Raw genomic sequence first — 19,244 nt, forward strand, 5'->3', positions numbered from 1 at the left:
CGAATCACTCTTCGCTACACATGCGCGAGCAAACTGCCCGTGCGCTGATCAGTTCGATAACCCGATCCGCACAGCGCAGCGGATCCGGTGTCCGGCCGATACCGAGGGTGTCGACTATCGAAATCGTCCTTCGCACATCAGCCTCCTCGACACCCCACGACCAACCGAAGTCGTGATTCCAGAGCAGAACTGCGTTCTTCCCCGGATGGTGCCTGGCATGAACGGGAAGGACGATCACCGCATCCATGCTCGGCCCCTGCGGCCATCGGACGGTCTCACCGTGAACGGACCGTGCTACCGCGTCGATGTATTCGTGTGCGGACCAGTCGTTGCCGTTGGTATGCATGGAAGTACATTCGGTGCCACACACGTTTCGGATGGGTTCGTGGCATCACCGATCGAGTATTGCGCTTTCAGGAAATGAACGGCAACACAACGGATTCGAATTGGCGATGACCGTCGCGGTGGACACTGTGGCCGGTACGGAAAGAGACCAATTCGCAGCGTGCGACGGTGGCTGCAACAGCGTCGAGGCGAACAGGATCCACCATCCCGCCCAGACCTCCACGCAGGAACAACATGTCAGCCTCGATGAGCGGCAACCGATCCCACCACTGCGGATCCGGTCGGCGGAACTGCTCGAGCGCGGACCGCGTCATCGAGCGATCGAACGTCAACGCGGCTCGCGGATGCCGCACCAAACTTGTTGTGGCGTGCCACAGTTCTGGGACACTCGGCAATTTCCTCGCGAACACCTGTTCCGGGTCACCCGCACGTAGTGGTAACGGCGCTTCCTCGATGACCAACTTCCGCACCGCAGTGGGACGTTTCTGCGCGATCAACGACGCCGCGTGCCCGCCGAGCGAGTGGCCGACCAGGTCCACCTGCTCGAGTTCGAGATGATCACACACGTCCATGACGTCGTCCGCGAACTCCTCGAACAGATACGACGACGCACGAGCGCTCCGGCCGTGGCCGCGAAGGTCGACCGAGACAACTCGCCGGCTGCGTGATCGCAAGGTCCGCGCGAACTTGTCCCAGGTACCGCTGTCGCCGCCCATCCCGTGCACGAGGACTACCGGAGGCAGATCGGCCACACTGGGATGCGAGCCGGAATCGCGGTAGCTGATCTGGACCCCGCCGGCACTTCGTACGTTAGCGACACTCACGAGTTCCCAGGATAGACCCGTCCTCGCGGATTGCTGACGCGGTCAGCCGAGGCTGCAACTCCCCTGGTCGCGTGACCTCGTCGTAGCGACCGAGTCCGATCCTCGCGATGTTTCGCAGCGACTCGCTTGCATCGGCGAAGTAGCCGCAATGCCCTCGAACGGCTCCGGTACCGAAAACAATGGCTCCGTGCTGCGCCCGAACTGGAGACGGGCCGTGGCCTATGCGGCCGATCTTGACGCGTGGGAAATAGCGGATCCAGTCCGACGGACCAAGCGCAGCCCAGAGATTTCCGGCAAAGCACAGGTCTTCGCGCGAACTGGTCCCCATCCCCGGACTACCCAGCACCACGCAATCGTCCACTCGCGCCGACGGGAGAGCGAGTCCGCACACCACGGCCCCGTAGCTGTGTCCGACGAGCGTCACATGCGCCGATCGCGGCAGGATACGAGTCAACCGCGCCAGATCTATCGCACCAAGTTCTGCAAGTGTCCGGGAGAACGACTCGAGAAATCCCCACGGCGTCCGATAACCGACCCACACGATCACCGCGACGCGGTCGTTCGGCCCGAGCGTTCGGAGCATCCTTCCCAGTGTCCATCCGCTCGCGCGTGGTCCTGTCGGACGGTTCTCGTCGAAGTAGTTTCCCAGTCCGTTGTCGTTGCCCGGCACGAAGATCATGATGTGCTCGGCTGTGGCGACATCGCCGAACACCTCCACGATCCGGCCTTCGCCGGTCTCGTCGTACGCCAGAAGTTGTGCGTCGCGTAGCTCCATCGACTCGTAGTGAAGTCGATCGGTTCCGGAAACGTCAGCTCGACCCGCCGTTTTCATGACACTCCTCGCGAAGAGTTGCAACGACGAGAATCATTGCAACAGTGAGTTTTTGAATGTCATCAACGCTAGGCGCCCGATGGCGTCAGTGCGATGGCGCCAGCGCCCCTACTGTTCGTACAGTCGACTCGACCATGTCCGGTACAGCTGGCTGTACCTACGAGCTCATTCGTACACGCCCTCCACCGACCATCCACCGCCTTCACAGATCATCAGCAACGCCCGCGATTCCTCCAACAGCACCTGAGCCCGCGCGGCCGTGCGCGCCGAGGCTGCGTCCCACCATCGCTCGTCCACCGGCCAGGGCCCGGCCCATCCCTGCACTGCCCATTCCTTGCTCCCCCACTTCAGCCTTCCCGGCTGCGAGCTGAAGACACCGCGCTCAGTGACGTACACGGCGTTGCCGGCTACATCCTCCAGCCATACCTTGGGATTGTCGACGAAGATCGACCCCGGAGACGGCTGCGGCAGACGACCAGGCCACGGGGCTGTCGGATCATGAGCAGCTACCCGCTCGTCACCCAAGGGCAACAGGGTAATTCGCTCCGAGGGCCCTCGACCACCGCTCAGGACACCGACCTGAACCGATTCGCCGCCCAGAAGACCTTGCACGCGCACCAATGCTCGCCTGGCCCGCTCCTCCTCGTCGCCGACACCGCCCCACAGCCCCAACTGCAAAGCGCCGGCACTGACCACCTCCACCGGTTCCAGACGCAACACCGCTATGCCTGCGGTCGGCCGGGTCTCACTGCGCCCGGTGAGCCAGCCGTCCAGTTGCCATCGCACTCGATCGGCCGTTCCCTCCGGTGTCAGAGGTTCGGCGCAACGCCAAGTCCGAGAAAGATTTTCACCGTTGCCCGTGCTGGCCGAAATCGACAGGCGGGTACACGCCACTGCGGCAGCCGACAATTTGTCGTGCAGGAGACTCGCCAAGGCGCGCCCGGCAAACGCTGCGGCATCCACCCGCTCGATCGACGGATCGTAATGCTGCTCCACTTCCAGATCCGGCGGAAGCGTCCGCGCCGACGGTGGCCGCTCGGGTTCACCGCGCGCCGCACGATGCGCGAGCACCGCATCGGCCCCGAAACGCGAAGCGACGTCCACTGCCGGTAAATCCGCGAAAGCACCGATGGTTCTGATCCCGAGCCTGCGCAGCAGATCCACCAACTCCCCGCGATGCGGCGCAGACAGACTGGGCTCGGCCGCCAACTCCGGCATGGGTAGCGGCGCCAGAAACCGTGCCCCCTCCCCCGGCGGCACCAGCGCTGCCCGGCGCGCGGCAATGACCGCTGTGGACAGTTGATCCGCCACACCCACCTGACTCTCGACGCCCGCAGCAGATGCCTGATCCACCAATCGTTCCGCCGCGGCTTCCTCCGAACCGAAGTACCGACTGACACCTCGCGCACTGAGCACCAACAAACCAGGACGAAGTACCTCGACGCCCGGTGCCACCGCATCGATGGCCGCGGCCACCGGCTCGAACAATCTGGCGTCGCGTTCCGGATCTGCCATCGCCACATACAGTTCCGGGCAGCGGGCCTGCGACTCGCGTCGGCGCAGGCCTCGTCGCACTCCCTCCGCGCGGGCCGTCGCCGAACATGCGATCACCCGATTACCCGAGGTGACCGCGACAGGATGCGTGGCAGGAAGATCGGCAAGCGCTGCCGCTGCCACCGCCGGCCAGTCCGGGCACCACAACGCCAGAACTCTGCTCACAGTGACACCACCCGCGACGACACCACCCGCGACGACACCACCTGCTCCGACACCACCTGCTCCGACACGGCCTCGACCGGCCGGGAAGGTACCCACTCGACCCGCCCGGCTGCACTACAGATGTCCAGACGCGTGGTCCGGGGCTGGAACGAGCGCCCCCGAGCACGAACCGCGAGGCTCAGGGAACTGAGCCGACCACGCCCCAACTCACGGCCCTGACCGAACCCACCGTAACCATGAACCCGAGCGTCCAACCGAACTTCGGCCCCGTCCCAGTGACCTTCGGTGACAACAAGAGTCGAGCCCTTGCTCCGGGCGCGCGCCACCACCGCTCGCGCACGCGACGGGGATACCGACGCACCCGCCAATCCCAGAATCACCAGATCCATACCGTCGAGCAGCACAGCAGCGATCTCGACCGGATCCGGCCCAGGCGCCGGAATGAGCGCCAGACGTTCCAGTTGCGCACCCATCTCGTACGCCGCCAGCAATCCCAGTCGAGGTTGCCCGATGACTGCCACATGCCCCCCGGACGCCGTCACGGACGCGACCAATCCCAAGAGCAAGGAAGCAGCGCCCTCGACGGACACCACGGTTCCGCGCACCAAACCGCCCTGCGGTAGCAATGCCCCGATACCTTCCGGCACTGGGAGAACACCAGCCTTGTGCGCGCGGTTCACGACCGGTATGTCCCGGTCGGCAACACTCTCGAAGGCTGCTGCACTTGTCCCGGAAACACCAGCCACGGAAACACTCGGTCCCGAAAACGACGTATCGCCGCGAGAGGGAATGGACGCGATCTGTCGGCGGAGCTGTGCCAGCCGATCCTGACGGGACAACCCCGCCGCATCTGCCGACAGCTCCACCAACTCGGTCACCTCGGTCATCCCCATCCTCCGGAACACCGGAAAAACTCACTCGGCAGCAATCCATAACCAGCCGGCAAACCGCGGGGAAGTCGGGTCTGACATGCATCCAACGAACAGCAATTTCGAACATATTTTCGAACTGTTTTCAGTAAACCGTGTCACCCCCGACACGTCAAGCAGAGCAAAAAACCCAGTTCACAGGAGCCTCGAGCGTCACAGTGGCATCAATCCATTAACCTTGAGATGTGACAGCTCAGGAGCAGACCGGGAGGGGCATCGGGCCCGAATACCTGCTGGCGGGGCGGTACCGACTCCGCTCCAAGATCGGCGACGGAGGCATGGGCGCCGTCTGGCTGGCCCGCGACACCCTCCTCAGCCGTGACGTCGCGGTGAAACAGGTCACAAGCACGGAAGGCCTCGACACCGAAACGGCCGAAGAGGTCCGTGAACGTACATTGCGCGAAGGCAGGAACGCCGCAAAGCTCACCCACCCCCACTCCATCGCCATGTACGACGTCGCGATCGAGTCCGGTGAACCGTGGTTGGTCATGGAGTACTTCCCCGCCCGCAGCCTCGCCCAGGCGATGAACCTGGCCGACACGTTGCCACCGCTGGAGGTCGCGCAGATCGGCGCGCAGATCGCTGCGGCACTCACCGAGGCGCACGCCGCCGGCATCGTCCACCGCGACATCAAGCCCGGCAACATCCTGATCGCCGACCGAGGCAAGTCTCTCGGCACCGTCAAGATCAGTGACTTCGGCATCGCCCGCGCAAAGAGCGACGTATCCGACACCCAGGACGAGGTCATCACCGGCACTCCCGCGTACTTTGCACCCGAAGTTGCCCGCGGCGACGATCCCACCGAGGCCAGTGACGTCTTCTCACTCGGGTCGACGCTCTACACGGTGATCGAGGGTCAACCGCCCTTCGGCATCGACTCGGACGCCATCGCTCTACTGCATCGTGTCGCCAAGGCCGAGATCTACCGACCCACCAAGTCCGGACCGCTCACCGACGTTCTCCTTCAGCTCCTCGAGCCGGACCCCACCCGTCGGCCGACGATGGCTCAGGCACGCGACGCGCTCGCTGCAGCCGCGACGGGCGGTGGCACGATCGAGCAGTTGATCGACGCTCCCGTCTACTCGTCCGAAGGCGCCGTGCCGGCGTGGGCTCACCGCACCACACAACTCGCCGACCCACACCGCCGCAATCGCCTGACCGGCTCCACGATCACCGGACTGCCTGCAGTGCAACAGAACACGCCACTGCGGAACGTTCCCAGCCCCATGGACATGTTCTCCTGGCCGCCGCGGATACCGACCGGCCCCGCCGATGCCAGCACCCGCGACAAGGTAGTGGCTTGGGCTCCCCTCGCCATGACAGGCATGGTTGCCGTCATCATCTTGGCCGCACTGATCGTCGTCATCCTGGTGTTCACGGCCTGACCGGACGCTCTACGCGGGCAGAATGTTTGCGTTGAGGTGAAACACGTTGTCCGGGTCGTACTTCGCCTTGACGGCGGACAATCGCGCGTACTTCGCCGCACCGTAGGACGCTCGCACTCGGTCCTCGTCGACATCGGTCATGAAGTTGACGTACCCGCCTTGATTGGACGAGAACGGACGCAAGGCTTCCCAGGTCTCACGCACCCACGATCGATCCAATTCCAGTGTCCCGGCATCGGTGGCCGTAGCCGTCATGTTGCACACGTAATGTGGTGTGCGAGAACCACCGAACGCAGTGTCGTCCTCGCCGACGGAGGTGAAAGCTCCCTGCAGCGGAAAGATCGGCATGAAGGACATCGGCGACGATTTCTTGCCCGCTTGCTCGGTCAGAACATCGATCACGTCGTCGGAGAAATCCACCAGGTCCAAGGCCTTCTCATAGGCGTATGCACCCCATGGTTCCGATTCGTCGAGCATCGACTGTAAACCGATGTACGGGAGCGGGGTGACGAACTCGAACAGCGTCGGCACGCCCTCTCGAATCGGCGCAATCGCGTTCGAGTGTTCCTCTTCCGATCCGAAACCGGCTACCAGCAACGCGTATCCGGGCAGCAGGTGAAACTGATCCGGAACAAACGGTGCCGGAGGCGCGGACAAACCGACGGCAACCATCGCTCCTGCATTTCTCGGCAGGGCAGGCACCACTTCGCGGCACAGACGAAGCGCTGCGGGTCCGTCCTCCATCCCCCAGAAGAACAGTCCCAGATGCACTTCCGGACCGATCTCGCTCAGACGGTACTCGAACTCGGTGACCACTCCGAAGTTTCCGCCGCCGCCGCGCAGCGCCCAGAACAAGTCGCTGTGATCGTTCTCGGAGGCCCGCACGATCGAACCGTCGGCGAGCACCACCTCTGCCGACACCAGATTGTCGATCGCCAGGCCGAGCGTGCGCGTCAACCACCCCATGCCGCCGCCGAGGGTCAGGCCACCGACGCCGGTATCACTGATCACTCCACCGGTCACTGCCAATCCGTGTTCCTGCGTCGCGGCGTCGAGGTCGGCAATCGTCGCACCACCACCGACCCTGGCTCGCTTCGCGGACGGGGCGACACTGACTACGTTGATCGCACTGAGATCGATCATCACACCGCCTTCACACACCGAGGTACCTCGGTAGGAATGCCCACCGCCTCTGACCGAAACCTCCAACGAATGGGCTCTGGCAAATGCAAGTGCCACAGACACATCCGACGCCGACCGGCACCTGGCGATCACCGCCGGACGATGATCGATCTGCCCGTTCCAGATCGACCTGGCGTCGTCGTACTCCGGATCTCGGGGGCTGAACACAGAACCCGTGATCGCCGATTTCAGTGGCGCGAACTCGACCGTCGTCATCATGCACCGCCCTCATCGGGTGTCGCGGTGAGAAGCAGGTACTCCCACTCCATCACGAACGGCTCGCTTCCGCTGCCGTACTTCTTTGCCAACTCGAGCAGATCGCGATCGAGCGCCTGCGTGCGGTCAGGATCGTCGGCGATGTTCCGGTACACCGCGATGGTCGGGCCGTAATTCTTCTTGAAGAAATCGCGGAAATCTTCCGGCCCGCTGAATGTGTCCACACGAAGTACGTCTTTCCTTGCGGCAACATCGCCGAGCAGATCACGAACATGGTTCTCGTCGCCCCACAAAGGCGCCGGCTGCGAACCAGGAGGCGGGGGCGGTGCATACGGCTTCATCGTTTTGAACATCTCGCCGATGAACCCCGTCGGAGTCCAACTCAGCACTCCGATCTTTCCGCCGGGTCGGCATACTCGCAAAAGTTCGTCCGCGGCGCGCTGATGATGCGGGGCAAACATCACACCGACGCACGAGAGCACTACGTCGAACTCGTTGTCGCCGAACGGAAGAGCCTCGGCATCGGCCTCCTGCCAATCGAGTTCGACACCCGCGAGCGCCGCGGCCTCCCGTCCTGCCACGAACAGTTCGGGAGCCAGGTCGGTGGCGATCACCTGCGCACCCAGCGCAGCCGCCGGAATGGCGGCGTTGCCGGACCCCGCCGCGACGTCGAGCACCCGATCTCCTTTCTGCACGCCGCATTCACGCACCAATACAGGTCCGAGTTCCGCGATGACCTGCGTCGCCACCGCCGGATAGTTACCAAGCCCCCACATTGCCCGGTGCTTGGCCTTCAGCTCCCGGTCCAACCCGAGAGTCCCCGTTGATTCACTCATTACCGTTCTCCTTCAATAATTTTCGTACTCGGAGCCCGACAGCGTTCATGCCGTTACTCCGACGCTACGACGACGGTTCGCTCCTCTCCAGTACGAAATCTGTACCGGAGCACCCCGGAGGCCTACGATCGAGAGATGGGGTCCTCGTACCACCAGTTCTGCCCCGTCGCCAAGGCGATGGAGCTACTCGACGAGCGGTGGACACTGCTTCTCCTCCGCGAACTGATCATGGGAAGCGAACATTTCAACGATCTCCGCCGCGGGCTCCCGCGAATGTCACCGACTCTGCTCTCGACCCGGCTTCACCAACTCGCGGTCGCCGGCATCGTGGAGCGAGAAGAAACCGACTGTGTCGTCAGCTATCGTCTGACCGACGCCGGCCGCGAACTGCGCCCTGTGGTCGAAGCTCTCGGCATCTGGGGTACCAGGTGGATCGGTGAACTGGGCGACGAAGATCTGGATCCGAAGCTGCTGCTGTGGGACATGCATCGCCGCGTGGATCATTCCGTGGTGCCTGAAGGCAAGACCGTGGTGCACTTCGCATTCTCCGGAGTACGTGGACATTCGCGGAACTGGTGGCTCGTCATCAATTCCGGTGAGGTGGACATGTGCGATATCGATCCGGGTTTCGACGTTGCAGTGTCGGTCTCTGCGGGCTTGCGACAGATGACCGAGATCTGGCGAGGTAACCTGACCTGGTCGGACGCCATACGGTCCGGTGACGTCACCATTTCTGGGCCTACTGCGTTGCGTCGTAGCTTGCCTACGTGGTTCGAGCTGTCGACTTTCGCGTCGATCCCGCGCCCCGCGTAGCGCGCGCTCACCAGCCCCGTTCCGTCCTGTTACAGAGCTGTTGCAGACCGTGACACCGTCGACGAACGGTGACCACCTGCCGGTGACACTGACCGAGAAGTCTCTGTTGTATGCCCAGCCACCGCAGAATCATCCGCTTCGTCGCACTCGGTGCAGTCGTGCTCGGTACGGTCGCGCTCAGCTCCTGCTCGTACACAGAAGAAGCACAACCGAAGAGCGGTAACTACCTTGCCACTCAGCCTGATTCAGGACCTTCAGGCGGCGAGATCGAGGACGGCATCAGCGTGCAGGACACTCATGTGCCCGCGCTTGCCCGTCTCGATTCCGCACTGCTCGCGGCGCTCCAGTCGGCAGCGGCCGACGCACAGGCATCCGGCGTGGACATGCACGTCACGTCGGGTTGGCGGTCCGCGGCATACCAACAGCGACTGTTCGACGAAGCCGTCGTCAAGTACGGCAGCGTGGACGAAGCGTCCAAGTGGGTGCACTCGCCGAGCCTGTCCAAGCATGTCAGTGGACAGGCCGTCGACATCGGACCGACCGACGCCGACGACTGGCTCATTCAGCACGGCAGCGATTACGGCCTCTGCCAGACCTACGCCAACGAGATGTGGCATTTCGAATTGGCAACCACTCCTGGCGGGGAATGCCCGCCACAACTGAGCAACCCCTCGGACGAGAGAGCGGAAGGCTGATCATGACACGAGTCAAGCCAGCGAGACTGATTGCCGCACTGGCAGTCTTGATCCTCGGAGTCGTCGAATTCGAATTGGCGGTCAACACGACCGGTGGTCAGATCGTCGACCAACAACTCATGGTGGGCGCGGCCACCTCCGAACGCCTCAGCGTGTTCTCCGCCGAGTTCATCGGCCTCGTCACCCCGATACTGATAGTGGGAGGAGTGCTCGTGGCGCTCATGATCACATTGCGCAACAACCCGATTGCGCTAGCCTTACGCGTCGTCGTCATGACCCTCGGCCCCATCACGACAGCCTGGGTTCTCAAACAATCGCTGAATCGACCGGACCTGAACGGTCTGGTGATGCACAATTCCTTCCCCAGCGGCACTTTGACGGCCATAGCTGCTCTGGTCTGCGCGATCGTGATCGTCACGCCCTCGAGGTGGCGGGCGGTCGTTGCGGTCAACGGTGCGCTGATCACCATCGGAACCGCGATCTCGGTAGTCGTGCTGCAATGGCACCGCCCGAGCGACGTGATCGGTGCACTACTGCTCGTCGGCTGCTACACCCTCGCTGTGTCGGCATTTCCCTTGAACACCAGCGTCGCCCGGCATGCGGTGCTGGCAGACTCAGGCAACGAGCGACTCTCGCGAGTGTGACCCCTGTAGCCTTGGCTGACCGAGATTTCTCCGACCGCAGAAGGCCCCTGATCATGGCGAGTCCAAGGTGAGCTCATGGTGAGCATTCTTTTCATAGAAGACGATCCAGCCGTGGCCGAGGCAATCACGTTGGGACTGAACCGACTCGGGCACGACGTCAGCCATCGCCCCGACGGTAACGGTGATTTCGACGACGTCCTCGGCTCCACCGACCTCGTCCTACTCGACCTCGGGCTGCCGGGTGCCGACGGTTACGAGATCTGCCGACGTATCCGCACCCGAAGTTCGATCCCGATCATCATTCTGACCGCTCGATCCGACGACATCGACACCGTCGCCGGCCTGGAAGCCGGTGCCGACGACTACGTCGTCAAACCGGCCAGTCCGCGCGTCCTCGACGCTCGTATCAAAGCCGTCGTGCGGCGCTCGGCACCCGCAACGACGCGCCCGGATGCGACGCCGGGTGCAGAGACGTTCGGCGACCTGGAATTGGATCGGTCGTCGCTGCAGGTCCGCAAGGCCGGGATGCTGCTGACCCTCACCCCGACCGAACTCCGACTGATCCTGGCGCTGACCGAGAACCCCGGACAGGTCCTGAGCCGCCGACAGTTGTTGTCCGCAGCCTGGGACCAGGAGTATCTGGGTGATTCCAGAATCGTCGATGCAGCAGTGCAGCGGCTGCGCGGAAAGATCGAGGACGACCCGGCCGCACCGACCGTCATCGAAACGGTGCGCGGGTTCGGGTATCGCTTCAACACCAGCCCAGCCCGATGAGACCGACCTGGCTTCAGGTCGACGGTCTGCGAACCAGGCTCGTGCTCGTGTTCATCGCAATCGTCGTGATCATCGCCGGGGCAACCGCGGGTGTCGTCTCGTTCATGGCGCGGTCGTGGATCTATTCCAACGCTCAGGATGTCGCGACCGCACAATTTCGCGACGAACTGCAATACGTCAACGGAACACCGGTAGACGAGTTGACGCCTGCCAACCTCCAACAGATCTTCCAGTCCGACATGACGCTGATCGTCGACGGCGAAGTCATCCGTCAAGGATCCGTGGATGCGGCGACCATTCCGCCCAGCTTCGACGAAGGTTTGGACAGTCCGAAGCTGATCCGTTTCGAGAGGCTCGACTCCCAGCGCATCATGTTGGGAATGTCCGTCAATGTCGTGGACATGAGCGCGGACGACAGCTACGACAACGAGACATTGGTCAAAGCCGTCACCATCCGGCCGCTGGTAGGAGTGCAGGACAAGTTCGACGACCTGCTTCGAGCTGTCGGCCTCACCCTCGCCGCCGGTGTGTTGGTGAGCGGACTACTCGGGCTGTGGATCGCGTCGACGCTTGTCCGTCCGCTCAAACGCCTGGACAAGGCGGCCGCCCGCGCTGCCGACGGCGACCTCAGCGTCCGACTCCCCGAAGACGGAGTAGCCGAACTCGCCCAGGTCACAACAACGTTCAACAACATGGTCGCTCGCAACGAAGCGGTCATCCGAGGTCTGGAAGAATCGGAAGAGCAGTCGAGAAGGTTTGTCGCCGACGTCTCCCACGAGCTCCGGACGCCGCTCGCAGCACTGGTGCCGGTCAGTGAGATCCTCCGTGAAGAGATCCCCAATCTTCCGCCCGACGCCGCCGCTGCCGCGCGCATCGTGAGCAGTGAGATCGGCAAGCTCACTCGACTTGTCGAAGACCTCATCGAAATGTCTCGCCACGACTCTCAGCAAGCGCACCTCGTCCTCGACGACGTCGACCTCGTCGAATTGACCGAGCGCACACTCGAGAGCCGCGGATGGACAGATACCGTCGAACTGCGCGCACCCGAAAGTGTCAGCGCCAGAGTCGATTCGCGTCGGATCGACATTGTCGTCGCCAACCTCGTCGGCAATGCACTGCGCCACGGAGCGCCCCCGGTTCGCGTCGAGTTGAGCGTCGAATCCGGTTTCTCCGTCATCACCGTCGTCGACCACGGCCCCGGCATCTCACCCGAAGACCGGCAGGCGATCTTTCGGCGGTTCTACAAGGTCGACACCGCGCGCGGACGCAGCGAGGGCAGCGGACTCGGACTCTCGCTCGCCGTCGAGAACGTGCACCTGCACGGCGGCACCATCGGCGTCGACCAGGTGGATGGTCGCACGGTCTTCACGGTTCGTCTGCCCCGTCGCTGACCCCTTCCCGAGCGAACGTACCTTTCGGCGCACCCAAGGCGATCGTCGTACCGTTCGCTCGAAAAGGGGTGGGCACTTCGCACCCTGAACCGTCCGCGTTTGACCAAATAATGGGATTCTGGTTTCAACATGTGAAACCACGGGAGTAGCGTCGGCATCGTCGAACAGCGTAGAGATCGGAGGGCACCATGACGCAGGCGTCGCGGCTGGAAAAGACGGCCGTCTCCCCGAAGGCGTGGACGATGCTCGGAATCGGCGTCGCAGCCCAGGCCGCAGGCACCGTCTTCGTCAGCACCCCCGCCTTTTTGATCCCGCTGCTGCATTCCGAGCACGGCCTCTCGTTGACGCAGGCCGGAACTCTGGCCGCTGCACCCACTTTCGGCATGGTTCTCACGCTGGTGGCGTGGGGAGCGATGGCTGACAGATTCGGCGAGAAATGGGTCATCTCAATCGGGCTCGGCCTGACGGCGATCGCCGCGCTGGCCGCGACCACCACCGACAACTACACCCTCCTCGGGATCGCATTTCTGCTGGGCGGAATGGCTGCGGCGAGCACCAACGCTGCCAGTGGACGTGTTGTGGTCGGCTGGTTTCCCAAGGATCGGCGCGGCCTCGCGATGGGAATCCGGCAGATGTCACAGCCCCTGGGCGTGACCATCGCGTCGCTGACCATCCCGACTCTCGCTGCGAACGTAGGAATCGGTTCGGCTGTCGGACTGTCGGTAGCTCTCAACGGCGTTCTCGCCCTGATCTGCGCCGTCGCATTGATCAATCCCCCGCGGCCGGCGGCGCGGCCCACAGACATCCCGGTCGAAACGGTAAATCCTTATCGCTCGAACTGGTTCCTGTGGCGCATTCACGTCGTCTCGGCACTGCTGGTGTTTCCGCAGTTCACCCTCTCGACATTCGGTCTGGTCTGGCTGATCAGCGAGCAAGGATGGGACGCTGCGCCCGCTGGGCTCCTGATCGGGATCTCCCAGTTCGTGGGTGCACTCGGACGCATCGTTGTCGGCATCTGGAGTGATCGCGCCGGAAGCAGAGTAGGCCCGCTGCGGTTGGTTGCCGTCTCCGCGTCTGCGGTCATGTTGGCAATGGCGGCAGCCGGCGCAGCGCCTTGGGGCGTTCCCGCCTTGATCCTGCTGCTGGCAACCACTATCAGCGTCGCCGACAACGGTTTGGCATTCACTTCCGTGGCCGAAGCTGCCGGGCCGAAATGGCAAGGAAAAGCATTGGGCGCACAGAACACCGGGCAGTTCATTGCCGCGTCAGCAGTGGGCCCGGTGGTCGGTGCGCTGATCGGCGCGGTCGGCTACCCGCTCGCCTTCGCGATAGTCGCGGCATTTCCCGCCGCAGCAATTCCCTTGGTGCCCAGCCGCGATCGCGACATCAGCGTCTAGTCCCTCATCGGATTCGGTTGCACTGCAGGTCCCGTCAGATCACAATGCGGCTTGCAGGCAACCGAATCCGCTTCCTGAACAGGCTCTACTGTCGGAGTTCGGATCAGCGTCGCGGCGATCGCTGCACCGACCAACAGCAGTGCCACACAGATGTACATCGCGTACCGGAACCCGTCGGAGAAACTCGTCGGATCGACCAGACTTTCGGCGTCGATACCCACGAGGGCAGGCAAGGCCGCGACGGCAAGAAGTTGGCTCGTGCGAGCAACGGCATTGTTCACACCGGATGCGATTCCGGACTGCTCCACCGGTACCGAACCAAGCACCGCGGCGGTCAACGGCGCGACCATCACCGCCAGGCCGAGCCCGAACACCAGAACTCCCGGCAGCACGACGGTCAGGTACGACGCATCCGGGCCGATCCGCGTCATCAACACCAACCCCACCGCGGCAACGGCGGGCCCGACCGTCATCGGCAATCGCGGTCCATGCGTCTGCGCGTAACTGCCCGCGCGCGAAGACAACAGCAGCAATGCCACGGTGATCGGTACCGTTGCGACGCCGGCAGCCACCGGCGAGTACCCGGCAACCAATTGCAGTTGCAGCACGAGCAGGAAGAACACACCGCCCAGCGCCGCATAGACCGCAAGGGTCACCAGATTGGCCGCGACGAACATCCGCGAACGGAACAGGGACGGCGGCACAAGGGCACTCGGTGAGCGTCGTTCCACCACAACGAACAGGCAGAGCGCGATCACTCCGATCAGCCCGACTATCGGGTTGACCTCGATCAGCCCGTACGTCAGTGCGCCGAGACCGACTACTGCGCAGGCAGATCCGACCACGTCCAGGTGCTCGGGCGGATGCGGGTCGCGGCTCTCCGGTACATGGCGCACCGCTGCCCACACCACGACGATCGCCAGCGGGATATTGAGCAGGAATACCGATCGCCATCCCGCCACTTCCACCAGCCAACCACCGAAAAGCGGTCCGATGGCGCCGGCAACACCACCTAAACCCGACCACAATCCGATTGCCGCGCCGCGGTCCTCCTCACGAAGTGACGCGGAGATGATGGCAAGGCTGCCAGGTGTCAAGAGCGCAGCTCCCACTCCCTGCAGGATTCGTGCAATCACCAGAAACGTGATGTCCGGTGCAATTCCGCAGAGCAACGACGCGACCGCGAACCAGACCGTCCCCCACACGAATACCCGTCGCCGACCCCAACGATCACCGAGCGCTCCCCCGAGCAGAATCAGCGACGCCAAGGCCAAGGTGTAACCGCTGAGCGTCCACTGCAGTCCGGCGACACCGGAACCCAGTTCTTCACCGATGTGAGGAAGAGCAATGTTGACGACAGTGCCGTCGAGGAGAGCCATGCTCGAGCCGAGAACGGTGGCGGCGACAACCCAACGCCCACGCTTCGACGCGAGCGCCAGTGGTTCCGTCATCGGTCCATGGTGCGCCTTCGCACGCAATCGCGAAAGAGCGCGCGGGAATTCAGTCGATCTGGCGGCGATGTGCCCAACGCGTCAACGCATTGCGATTGGACTGCTGAGTCTTTCGCAGGACGTTCGATGCGTGAGTCTCGACCGTCTTCACGGAAATCACCAGGTCCTCGGCGATTTCACGGTAGGTGTACCCACGTGCCAGCAATCTGAGCACTTCGAGTTCTCGCGGAGTCAGCGAGTCGAGTTCCGGATCGAGTTGCGGCTCGGGTGCGTTGGAACGCCCGGTGAAGGAGTCCAGTACGAAGCCTGCCAGGCGAGGCCCGAACACTGCGTCACCACCGGCAACGCGTCGTACACCCTCGGCCAGTTCGGATCCCGAGATCGTCTTGGTCACGTACCCGCGCGCACCGCCGCGGATCACCGCGATCACGTCCTCGGCCGCATCGGAAACGCTGAGCGCCAAGCACACCGGGCCGGAATCGATTCCGCGCAGAACTGCCACTCCACCACCGTCAGGCATGTGGACATCGAGCAGAACGACATGCGGTTTCGTCGAGTTGATACCCGCGATCGCCTCAGCGACGCCACCGGCTTCACCGACTACGTCCATGTCTGCCTCGCGCGAGAGTTCCGCCCTCACCCCGGAGCGGAACACTGCATGATCGTCGACAAGAAATACGCGGTACGGGGGCGGCGCAAGCGAAGTCACTGGGGCTGTTCCTCGGGGTTGTCGACACGGTCAGCAGTCTGGTCCCACTTTAGAGCAGAGTCACCGAGCGGCATGTGCACGCGGATCTCGGTGCCCTTTCCGATGTCGGATCGAACCACGACGCGGCCACCCCGTCGCTCGATGCGACCACGAATCGACTTGGCCAAACCCTGACGGTCCTCCGGCACCGCATTGACGTCGAATCCGACTCCGCGATCACGAACGAACACACTGACCTGGTCGCCCTCGACCTCGGCGAAAAGATTGATTTCCTTCTCCCCCGAGTGCTTTGCCGAGTTCACGAGAGCTTCACGCGTCGCACCGAGGAGCGCGGTGAACGCTTCCTTGGGCAGACCGTTCTCGACGCCTTCGCCTTCGAGTTGTACGTCGCCGACCGTGACGGGGCGGACCGTGACGCCATGCTGGTCCTCCACTTCACCGGCGATGATCTTCAGACCTTCGGTCAGGCTCGTGTGGTCGATATCCCCGCCGCTGAACAACCACTTGCGCAGCTCGCGTTCCTGACCACGGGCCAGGCGCGCCACCTCTTGCGGATTGTCGGACTGCTTCTGAATCAGCGCCAACGTCTGAAGTACGGAGTCGTGCAGATGCGAGGCGATCTCTTCACGTTCGTCGTTGCGAATTCGGGCCGCACGCTCGGCGCCGAGAGCCCGCCACATCCGCAGCCACAGCGGCACCGTCAACAATCCGACACCGATCAGCGTCACCACCACGGCCAGCAGGGACGAGCGCAGTGCTTCGAGGTCGACCTGAGCGAGGACGACGACGCCGAGACCCAAGATGATCAAGGTCGCTCCCCCGACCACCCGCGCCCACGTGAGAACGGTAGGCCGCTGCGGCAAGCCGATGACGGTCCGGGGACCGTCGGAGTCGAACTCGCGCCACACCAAAGCGGCACCGATCGCGACGACGAAGAACGGTGCGAGCACCGAACCCGCCGTGCCGCTGAACAGCCAGGACAACGCGGCTGCGCCGCCCAATCCGAGTGCGATCAAGCCGTACGCCCGCTGCCGCTCGGCCGCGGACGGCTTCTGGGTGTCCGTGCCGGCGGAGGTGAAGATCCAGAGGGCGCCGTAAATCACGATGCCGGATCCGGCCATCGCCGCCAGAATCGCGAAGGCGACTCGAACCTTCAGAACGTCGATCCCGAGATGATCGGCGATACCGCCTGCAACACCGGCGACGATGCGACCGCCGGAGCGCCGCTCCAGCTTTCGCAATGGAACACCGCCCGGAATGGGCACACCCTTCTTCATGGGTACGGCATGCACCGGTACCCCGTTGACGGGCGGGCCTCCCGTGAACCCGGGAGCGGGACCGCTCACGAACGGCGGATCTGACAGATATTGCACATAGTCGATACTGGCACGAACCACTCGCAGTCACATCAGGGTCCAACCCTGAATCAGGGCGGCGCCCCTGGCCCCGATCGTCACAAAGATCAGGGTTGGCCCTGATGCGCGGAGGCCGCCCCGGAAGCCAGGATTGATTCATGAACAATCCGACTTTCCAAGAACAGATCCAGGATCTGTGGCGGACCCGCCCCGTGCGTCTGCCGGCACAAGGTCACGTGGCCGGGGTATGCGCCGGAATCGGATACCGGTACGGCATCGACCCCATTCTGGTACGTGTCGCGTTTGTGGCCTCCACTATTTTCGGCGGTTCAGGCATCCTTCTCTACCTCGCCGGGTGGTTGGTGCTCGCCCGCGCCGGTGACGGATCGTCCCCCGCACAGTCGTTGATGGGCCGCGGACACAGCTCCGATTCCAGTACCAAGACCATCGTCTTGTTGGTGGCTCTCGCCATCGCGGCTACGACCGTCGGGCCTGTCGGCGTCGGCCTGGGTGGTTCCGGTCTGATCGGGCTGATTCTGATGGTCGGAGGCCTGTGGCTGCTCTACCAACGAGCGCCGGTCCCGCCTGCACTGCCACAGAGCACGTCACCGTACGTCGGCGCGGGTACCGCGTATCCAGGCACGGGATTCACGCCCGGGCCGTTCACTCCCGGATACTTCGCACCCAATCAGCCGCCCGTGTACACGCCGTACACAAAACTCCCCGACAGCTACGTGCCCGAGGAACGGCCGGCCGAACAGTCACCGCAATCTCAGGCCGATCATCCGACGATCAACCTGTCGAAGGACCCGAGCGCTTCAGCCGCCGCCAATCCGACCGAGGTGATCGGCGAGGCCGCCATCACACCGCCCTCCTGGGATCCGCTCGGCGTCGCTCCGTTCGCCTGGGATCTCCCTTTGCCACCACGTAAGCGTCGCTCGCGATGGACGCTGACAGTGCTCGGACTCGCGATCATCGTCGCCGCCGTCACCGGGGCAGCGGGCGCGGCAACCGGCAACGAGTGGTTCACTCCCGGCCGAGTCGGTGCTGTCGGACTCGCCGTCATCGCGCTCGGCCTGATCCTCGGGGCATTCTTCCGCAAGGGGTACGGCCTGCTGGTCGTCACCGGACCGCTCGTGGGTTTCGTGCTTCTCGCCTCGTTGGTCTACCCGATCGATTTCGACGCCTCAGGAGAGCAAAGATGGACTCCGGCAACCGCTTCCGAGTTGGAGCCGTCGTACTCGGGAGCCTTCGGAAGCTTCACTCTCGACCTCAACGGGGTCAAGTTCACCGAGGACAAGACCATCGACGTCGCGGCGTCGTTCGGTGAGTTCGTCGTCATGGTGCCACCAACCGTCAACGTCAAGAACAGCTGCACCGTCGTCATGGGTGACGGATCCGGTTGCCTCGACGGCGGAATACACCCGGGCCGTGATGTGACACCGGATTCGCCCACACTGACCATCAACGCCAAAGCAACGTTCGGCAGTCTGAAGGTGACGCAATCATGAGCGAATACGACGAGACCACAGAGCACGACGAGACCCGAGAATCCAAGCGCCCCTCGGCACTTCTGCTGATCGCCGGACTGGCCGCACTTCTGGTCAGTGTGTGGGCGTTGGTCGGGCCGTTCTCCCTGGCGCCGGCAGCGAACATTCAATTCCGTTGGCTGTTCGTCGGTGCCGCCGTCGTGGCAGGACTACTGCTGGTGATTCTGCCGAATCGGCGCAACCGGAAGTAAAACTGC

The 19,244-nt window shown here is 63.5% G+C and carries 19 protein-coding genes; 9 read left to right on the forward strand and 10 right to left on the reverse strand.

Annotated elements, in window-relative coordinates; translation table 11 throughout:
* Positions 1-4 precede the first annotated feature (4 nt).
* The 5 genes from G4D79_RS24565 to G4D79_RS24585 form a co-directional block, all read right to left on the reverse strand.
* Positions 5-346, reverse strand: a complete 342-nt coding sequence (locus G4D79_RS24565; RefSeq protein WP_003940902.1) for a DUF6292 family protein — start codon at positions 344-346, stop codon at positions 5-7.
* A 67-nt stretch (positions 347-413) separates the two neighbouring features.
* Positions 414-1,169, reverse strand: a complete 756-nt coding sequence (locus G4D79_RS24570) for an alpha/beta fold hydrolase (RefSeq protein ID WP_054828056.1) — start codon at positions 1,167-1,169, stop codon at positions 414-416.
* Positions 1,156-2,001: an alpha/beta hydrolase gene (locus G4D79_RS24575; protein ID WP_054828055.1), complete on the reverse strand. Its 846-nt coding sequence runs from the start codon at positions 1,999-2,001 to the stop codon at positions 1,156-1,158. The genes G4D79_RS24570 and G4D79_RS24575 overlap by 14 nt, the downstream gene beginning before the upstream one ends.
* Positions 2,002-2,166: 165 nt before the next feature.
* On the reverse strand, positions 2,167-3,720 hold the full coding sequence (locus tag G4D79_RS24580; protein ID WP_003940966.1) for a DNA polymerase Y family protein: 1,554 nt from the start codon (positions 3,718-3,720) through the stop codon (positions 2,167-2,169).
* Positions 3,717-4,607, reverse strand: coding sequence for a hypothetical protein (locus tag G4D79_RS24585; protein WP_081557619.1), 891 nt, complete (start codon positions 4,605-4,607; stop codon positions 3,717-3,719). The genes G4D79_RS24580 and G4D79_RS24585 overlap by 4 nt, the downstream gene beginning before the upstream one ends.
* Before the next feature lie 227 nt (positions 4,608-4,834).
* Between G4D79_RS24585 and G4D79_RS24590 the strand changes: the two genes are divergently transcribed.
* On the forward strand, positions 4,835-6,034 hold the full coding sequence (locus G4D79_RS24590; protein WP_003940952.1) for a serine/threonine-protein kinase: 1,200 nt from the start codon (positions 4,835-4,837) through the stop codon (positions 6,032-6,034).
* A 9-nt stretch (positions 6,035-6,043) separates the two neighbouring features.
* Here the strand turns inward: G4D79_RS24590 and G4D79_RS24595 are convergent, their stop codons facing one another.
* Positions 6,044-7,435 (reverse strand): FAD-binding oxidoreductase, encoded by a 1,392-nt coding sequence (locus G4D79_RS24595; protein ID WP_003940869.1) that lies wholly within the window; start codon positions 7,433-7,435, stop codon positions 6,044-6,046.
* Positions 7,432-8,268, reverse strand: coding sequence for a class I SAM-dependent methyltransferase (locus G4D79_RS24600; RefSeq protein WP_054827674.1), 837 nt, complete (start codon positions 8,266-8,268; stop codon positions 7,432-7,434). Before G4D79_RS24600 ends, G4D79_RS24595 begins: the two co-directional genes overlap by 4 nt.
* A 135-nt stretch (positions 8,269-8,403) precedes the next feature.
* On the opposite strand from G4D79_RS24600, the gene G4D79_RS24605 reads away from it, so the two are divergent.
* The 6 genes from G4D79_RS24605 to G4D79_RS24630 all read left to right on the forward strand — a co-directional run bounded on the left by G4D79_RS24605 (position 8,404) and on the right by G4D79_RS24630 (position 13,982).
* Positions 8,404-9,081, forward strand: a complete 678-nt coding sequence (locus tag G4D79_RS24605; RefSeq protein ID WP_214514490.1) for a helix-turn-helix domain-containing protein — start codon at positions 8,404-8,406, stop codon at positions 9,079-9,081.
* Positions 9,082-9,191: 110 nt separating this feature from the next.
* Entirely contained in the window at positions 9,192-9,776 is a 585-nt protein-coding gene (locus G4D79_RS24610) for a M15 family metallopeptidase (RefSeq protein WP_054827675.1), read from the forward strand.
* Between the two features lie 2 nt (positions 9,777-9,778).
* Positions 9,779-10,420 (forward strand): phosphatase PAP2 family protein, encoded by a 642-nt coding sequence (locus G4D79_RS24615; protein WP_214514491.1) that lies wholly within the window; start codon positions 9,779-9,781, stop codon positions 10,418-10,420.
* A gap of 75 nt (positions 10,421-10,495) precedes the next feature.
* A complete protein-coding gene (locus tag G4D79_RS24620; protein ID WP_063316689.1) occupies positions 10,496-11,194 on the forward strand; it encodes a response regulator transcription factor in 699 nt (232 codons plus the stop codon).
* Entirely contained in the window at positions 11,191-12,585 is a 1,395-nt protein-coding gene (locus tag G4D79_RS24625) for a cell wall metabolism sensor histidine kinase WalK (protein ID WP_003940854.1), read from the forward strand. The genes G4D79_RS24620 and G4D79_RS24625 overlap by 4 nt, the downstream gene beginning before the upstream one ends.
* Positions 12,586-12,773: 188 nt before the next feature.
* The gene (locus G4D79_RS24630; RefSeq protein WP_030535124.1) at positions 12,774-13,982 is read left to right on the forward strand and encodes an MFS transporter; all 1,209 of its coding nucleotides are present in this window, start codon (positions 12,774-12,776) and stop codon (positions 13,980-13,982) included.
* Here the strand turns inward: G4D79_RS24630 and G4D79_RS24635 are convergent.
* The 3 genes from G4D79_RS24635 to G4D79_RS24645 are packed head-to-tail and all read right to left on the reverse strand — an operon-like array spanning position 13,979 to position 17,419.
* On the reverse strand, positions 13,979-15,433 hold the full coding sequence (locus G4D79_RS24635) for an MFS transporter (protein WP_047270229.1): 1,455 nt from the start codon (positions 15,431-15,433) through the stop codon (positions 13,979-13,981). The two genes, G4D79_RS24630 and G4D79_RS24635, sit on opposite strands and share 4 nt — an antisense overlap.
* Positions 15,434-15,482: 49 nt before the next feature.
* Complete coding sequence (locus tag G4D79_RS24640) at positions 15,483-16,142, reverse strand: response regulator transcription factor (protein ID WP_003940972.1); 660 nt, start codon at positions 16,140-16,142, stop codon at positions 15,483-15,485.
* Positions 16,139-17,419, reverse strand: a complete 1,281-nt coding sequence (locus G4D79_RS24645) for an ATP-binding protein (protein WP_037125680.1) — start codon at positions 17,417-17,419, stop codon at positions 16,139-16,141. The genes G4D79_RS24640 and G4D79_RS24645 overlap by 4 nt, the downstream gene beginning before the upstream one ends.
* Before the next feature lie 236 nt (positions 17,420-17,655).
* Here G4D79_RS24645 and G4D79_RS24650 point away from each other — a divergent pair, with 236 nt between their 5' ends.
* Together G4D79_RS24650 and G4D79_RS24655 are read left to right on the forward strand one after the other, a co-directional pair.
* Positions 17,656-19,008 carry a PspC domain-containing protein gene (locus tag G4D79_RS24650; protein WP_214514492.1) on the forward strand — a complete coding sequence of 451 codons (1,353 nt, stop codon included), beginning with the start codon at positions 17,656-17,658 and terminating at the stop codon, positions 19,006-19,008.
* The gene (locus G4D79_RS24655) at positions 19,005-19,238 is read left to right on the forward strand and encodes a hypothetical protein (protein ID WP_003940832.1); all 234 of its coding nucleotides are present in this window, start codon (positions 19,005-19,007) and stop codon (positions 19,236-19,238) included. The genes G4D79_RS24650 and G4D79_RS24655 overlap by 4 nt, the downstream gene beginning before the upstream one ends.
* The last annotated feature ends 6 nt before the right edge of the window (positions 19,239-19,244 follow it).

Origin of the sequence: Rhodococcus sp. WY5 (genome assembly GCF_018588185.1) — a bacterium.
Lineage (GTDB): Bacteria > Actinomycetota > Actinomycetes > Mycobacteriales > Mycobacteriaceae > Rhodococcus_F > Rhodococcus_F qingshengii.

Excerpts from the sequence above, each read along its gene's own strand:
- G4D79_RS24565 (WP_003940902.1), bottom strand. The coding sequence starts at position 346 with ATGCATACCAACGGCAACGACTGGTCCGCACACGAATACATCGACGCG.
- G4D79_RS24575 (WP_054828055.1), bottom strand. The coding sequence starts at position 2,001 with ATGAAAACGGCGGGTCGAGCTGACGTTTCCGGAACCGATCGACTTCAC.
- G4D79_RS24585 (WP_081557619.1), bottom strand. The coding sequence starts at position 4,607 with ATGACCGAGGTGACCGAGTTGGTGGAGCTGTCGGCAGATGCGGCGGGG.
- G4D79_RS24595 (WP_003940869.1), bottom strand. The coding sequence starts at position 7,435 with ATGATGACGACGGTCGAGTTCGCGCCACTGAAATCGGCGATCACGGGT.
- G4D79_RS24600 (WP_054827674.1), bottom strand. The coding sequence starts at position 8,268 with ATGAGTGAATCAACGGGGACTCTCGGGTTGGACCGGGAGCTGAAGGCC.
- G4D79_RS24605 (WP_214514490.1), top strand. The coding sequence starts at position 8,404 with ATGGGGTCCTCGTACCACCAGTTCTGCCCCGTCGCCAAGGCGATGGAG.
- G4D79_RS24610 (WP_054827675.1), top strand. The coding sequence starts at position 9,192 with ATGCCCAGCCACCGCAGAATCATCCGCTTCGTCGCACTCGGTGCAGTC.
- G4D79_RS24615 (WP_214514491.1), top strand. The coding sequence starts at position 9,779 with ATGACACGAGTCAAGCCAGCGAGACTGATTGCCGCACTGGCAGTCTTG.
- G4D79_RS24620 (WP_063316689.1), top strand. The coding sequence starts at position 10,496 with ATGGTGAGCATTCTTTTCATAGAAGACGATCCAGCCGTGGCCGAGGCA.
- G4D79_RS24625 (WP_003940854.1), top strand. The coding sequence starts at position 11,191 with ATGAGACCGACCTGGCTTCAGGTCGACGGTCTGCGAACCAGGCTCGTG.
- G4D79_RS24630 (WP_030535124.1), top strand. The coding sequence starts at position 12,774 with ATGACGCAGGCGTCGCGGCTGGAAAAGACGGCCGTCTCCCCGAAGGCG.
- G4D79_RS24635 (WP_047270229.1), bottom strand. The coding sequence starts at position 15,433 with ATGACGGAACCACTGGCGCTCGCGTCGAAGCGTGGGCGTTGGGTTGTC.
- G4D79_RS24645 (WP_037125680.1), bottom strand. The coding sequence starts at position 17,419 with ATGAAGAAGGGTGTGCCCATTCCGGGCGGTGTTCCATTGCGAAAGCTG.
- G4D79_RS24650 (WP_214514492.1), top strand. The coding sequence starts at position 17,656 with ATGAACAATCCGACTTTCCAAGAACAGATCCAGGATCTGTGGCGGACC.
- G4D79_RS24655 (WP_003940832.1), top strand. The coding sequence starts at position 19,005 with ATGAGCGAATACGACGAGACCACAGAGCACGACGAGACCCGAGAATCC.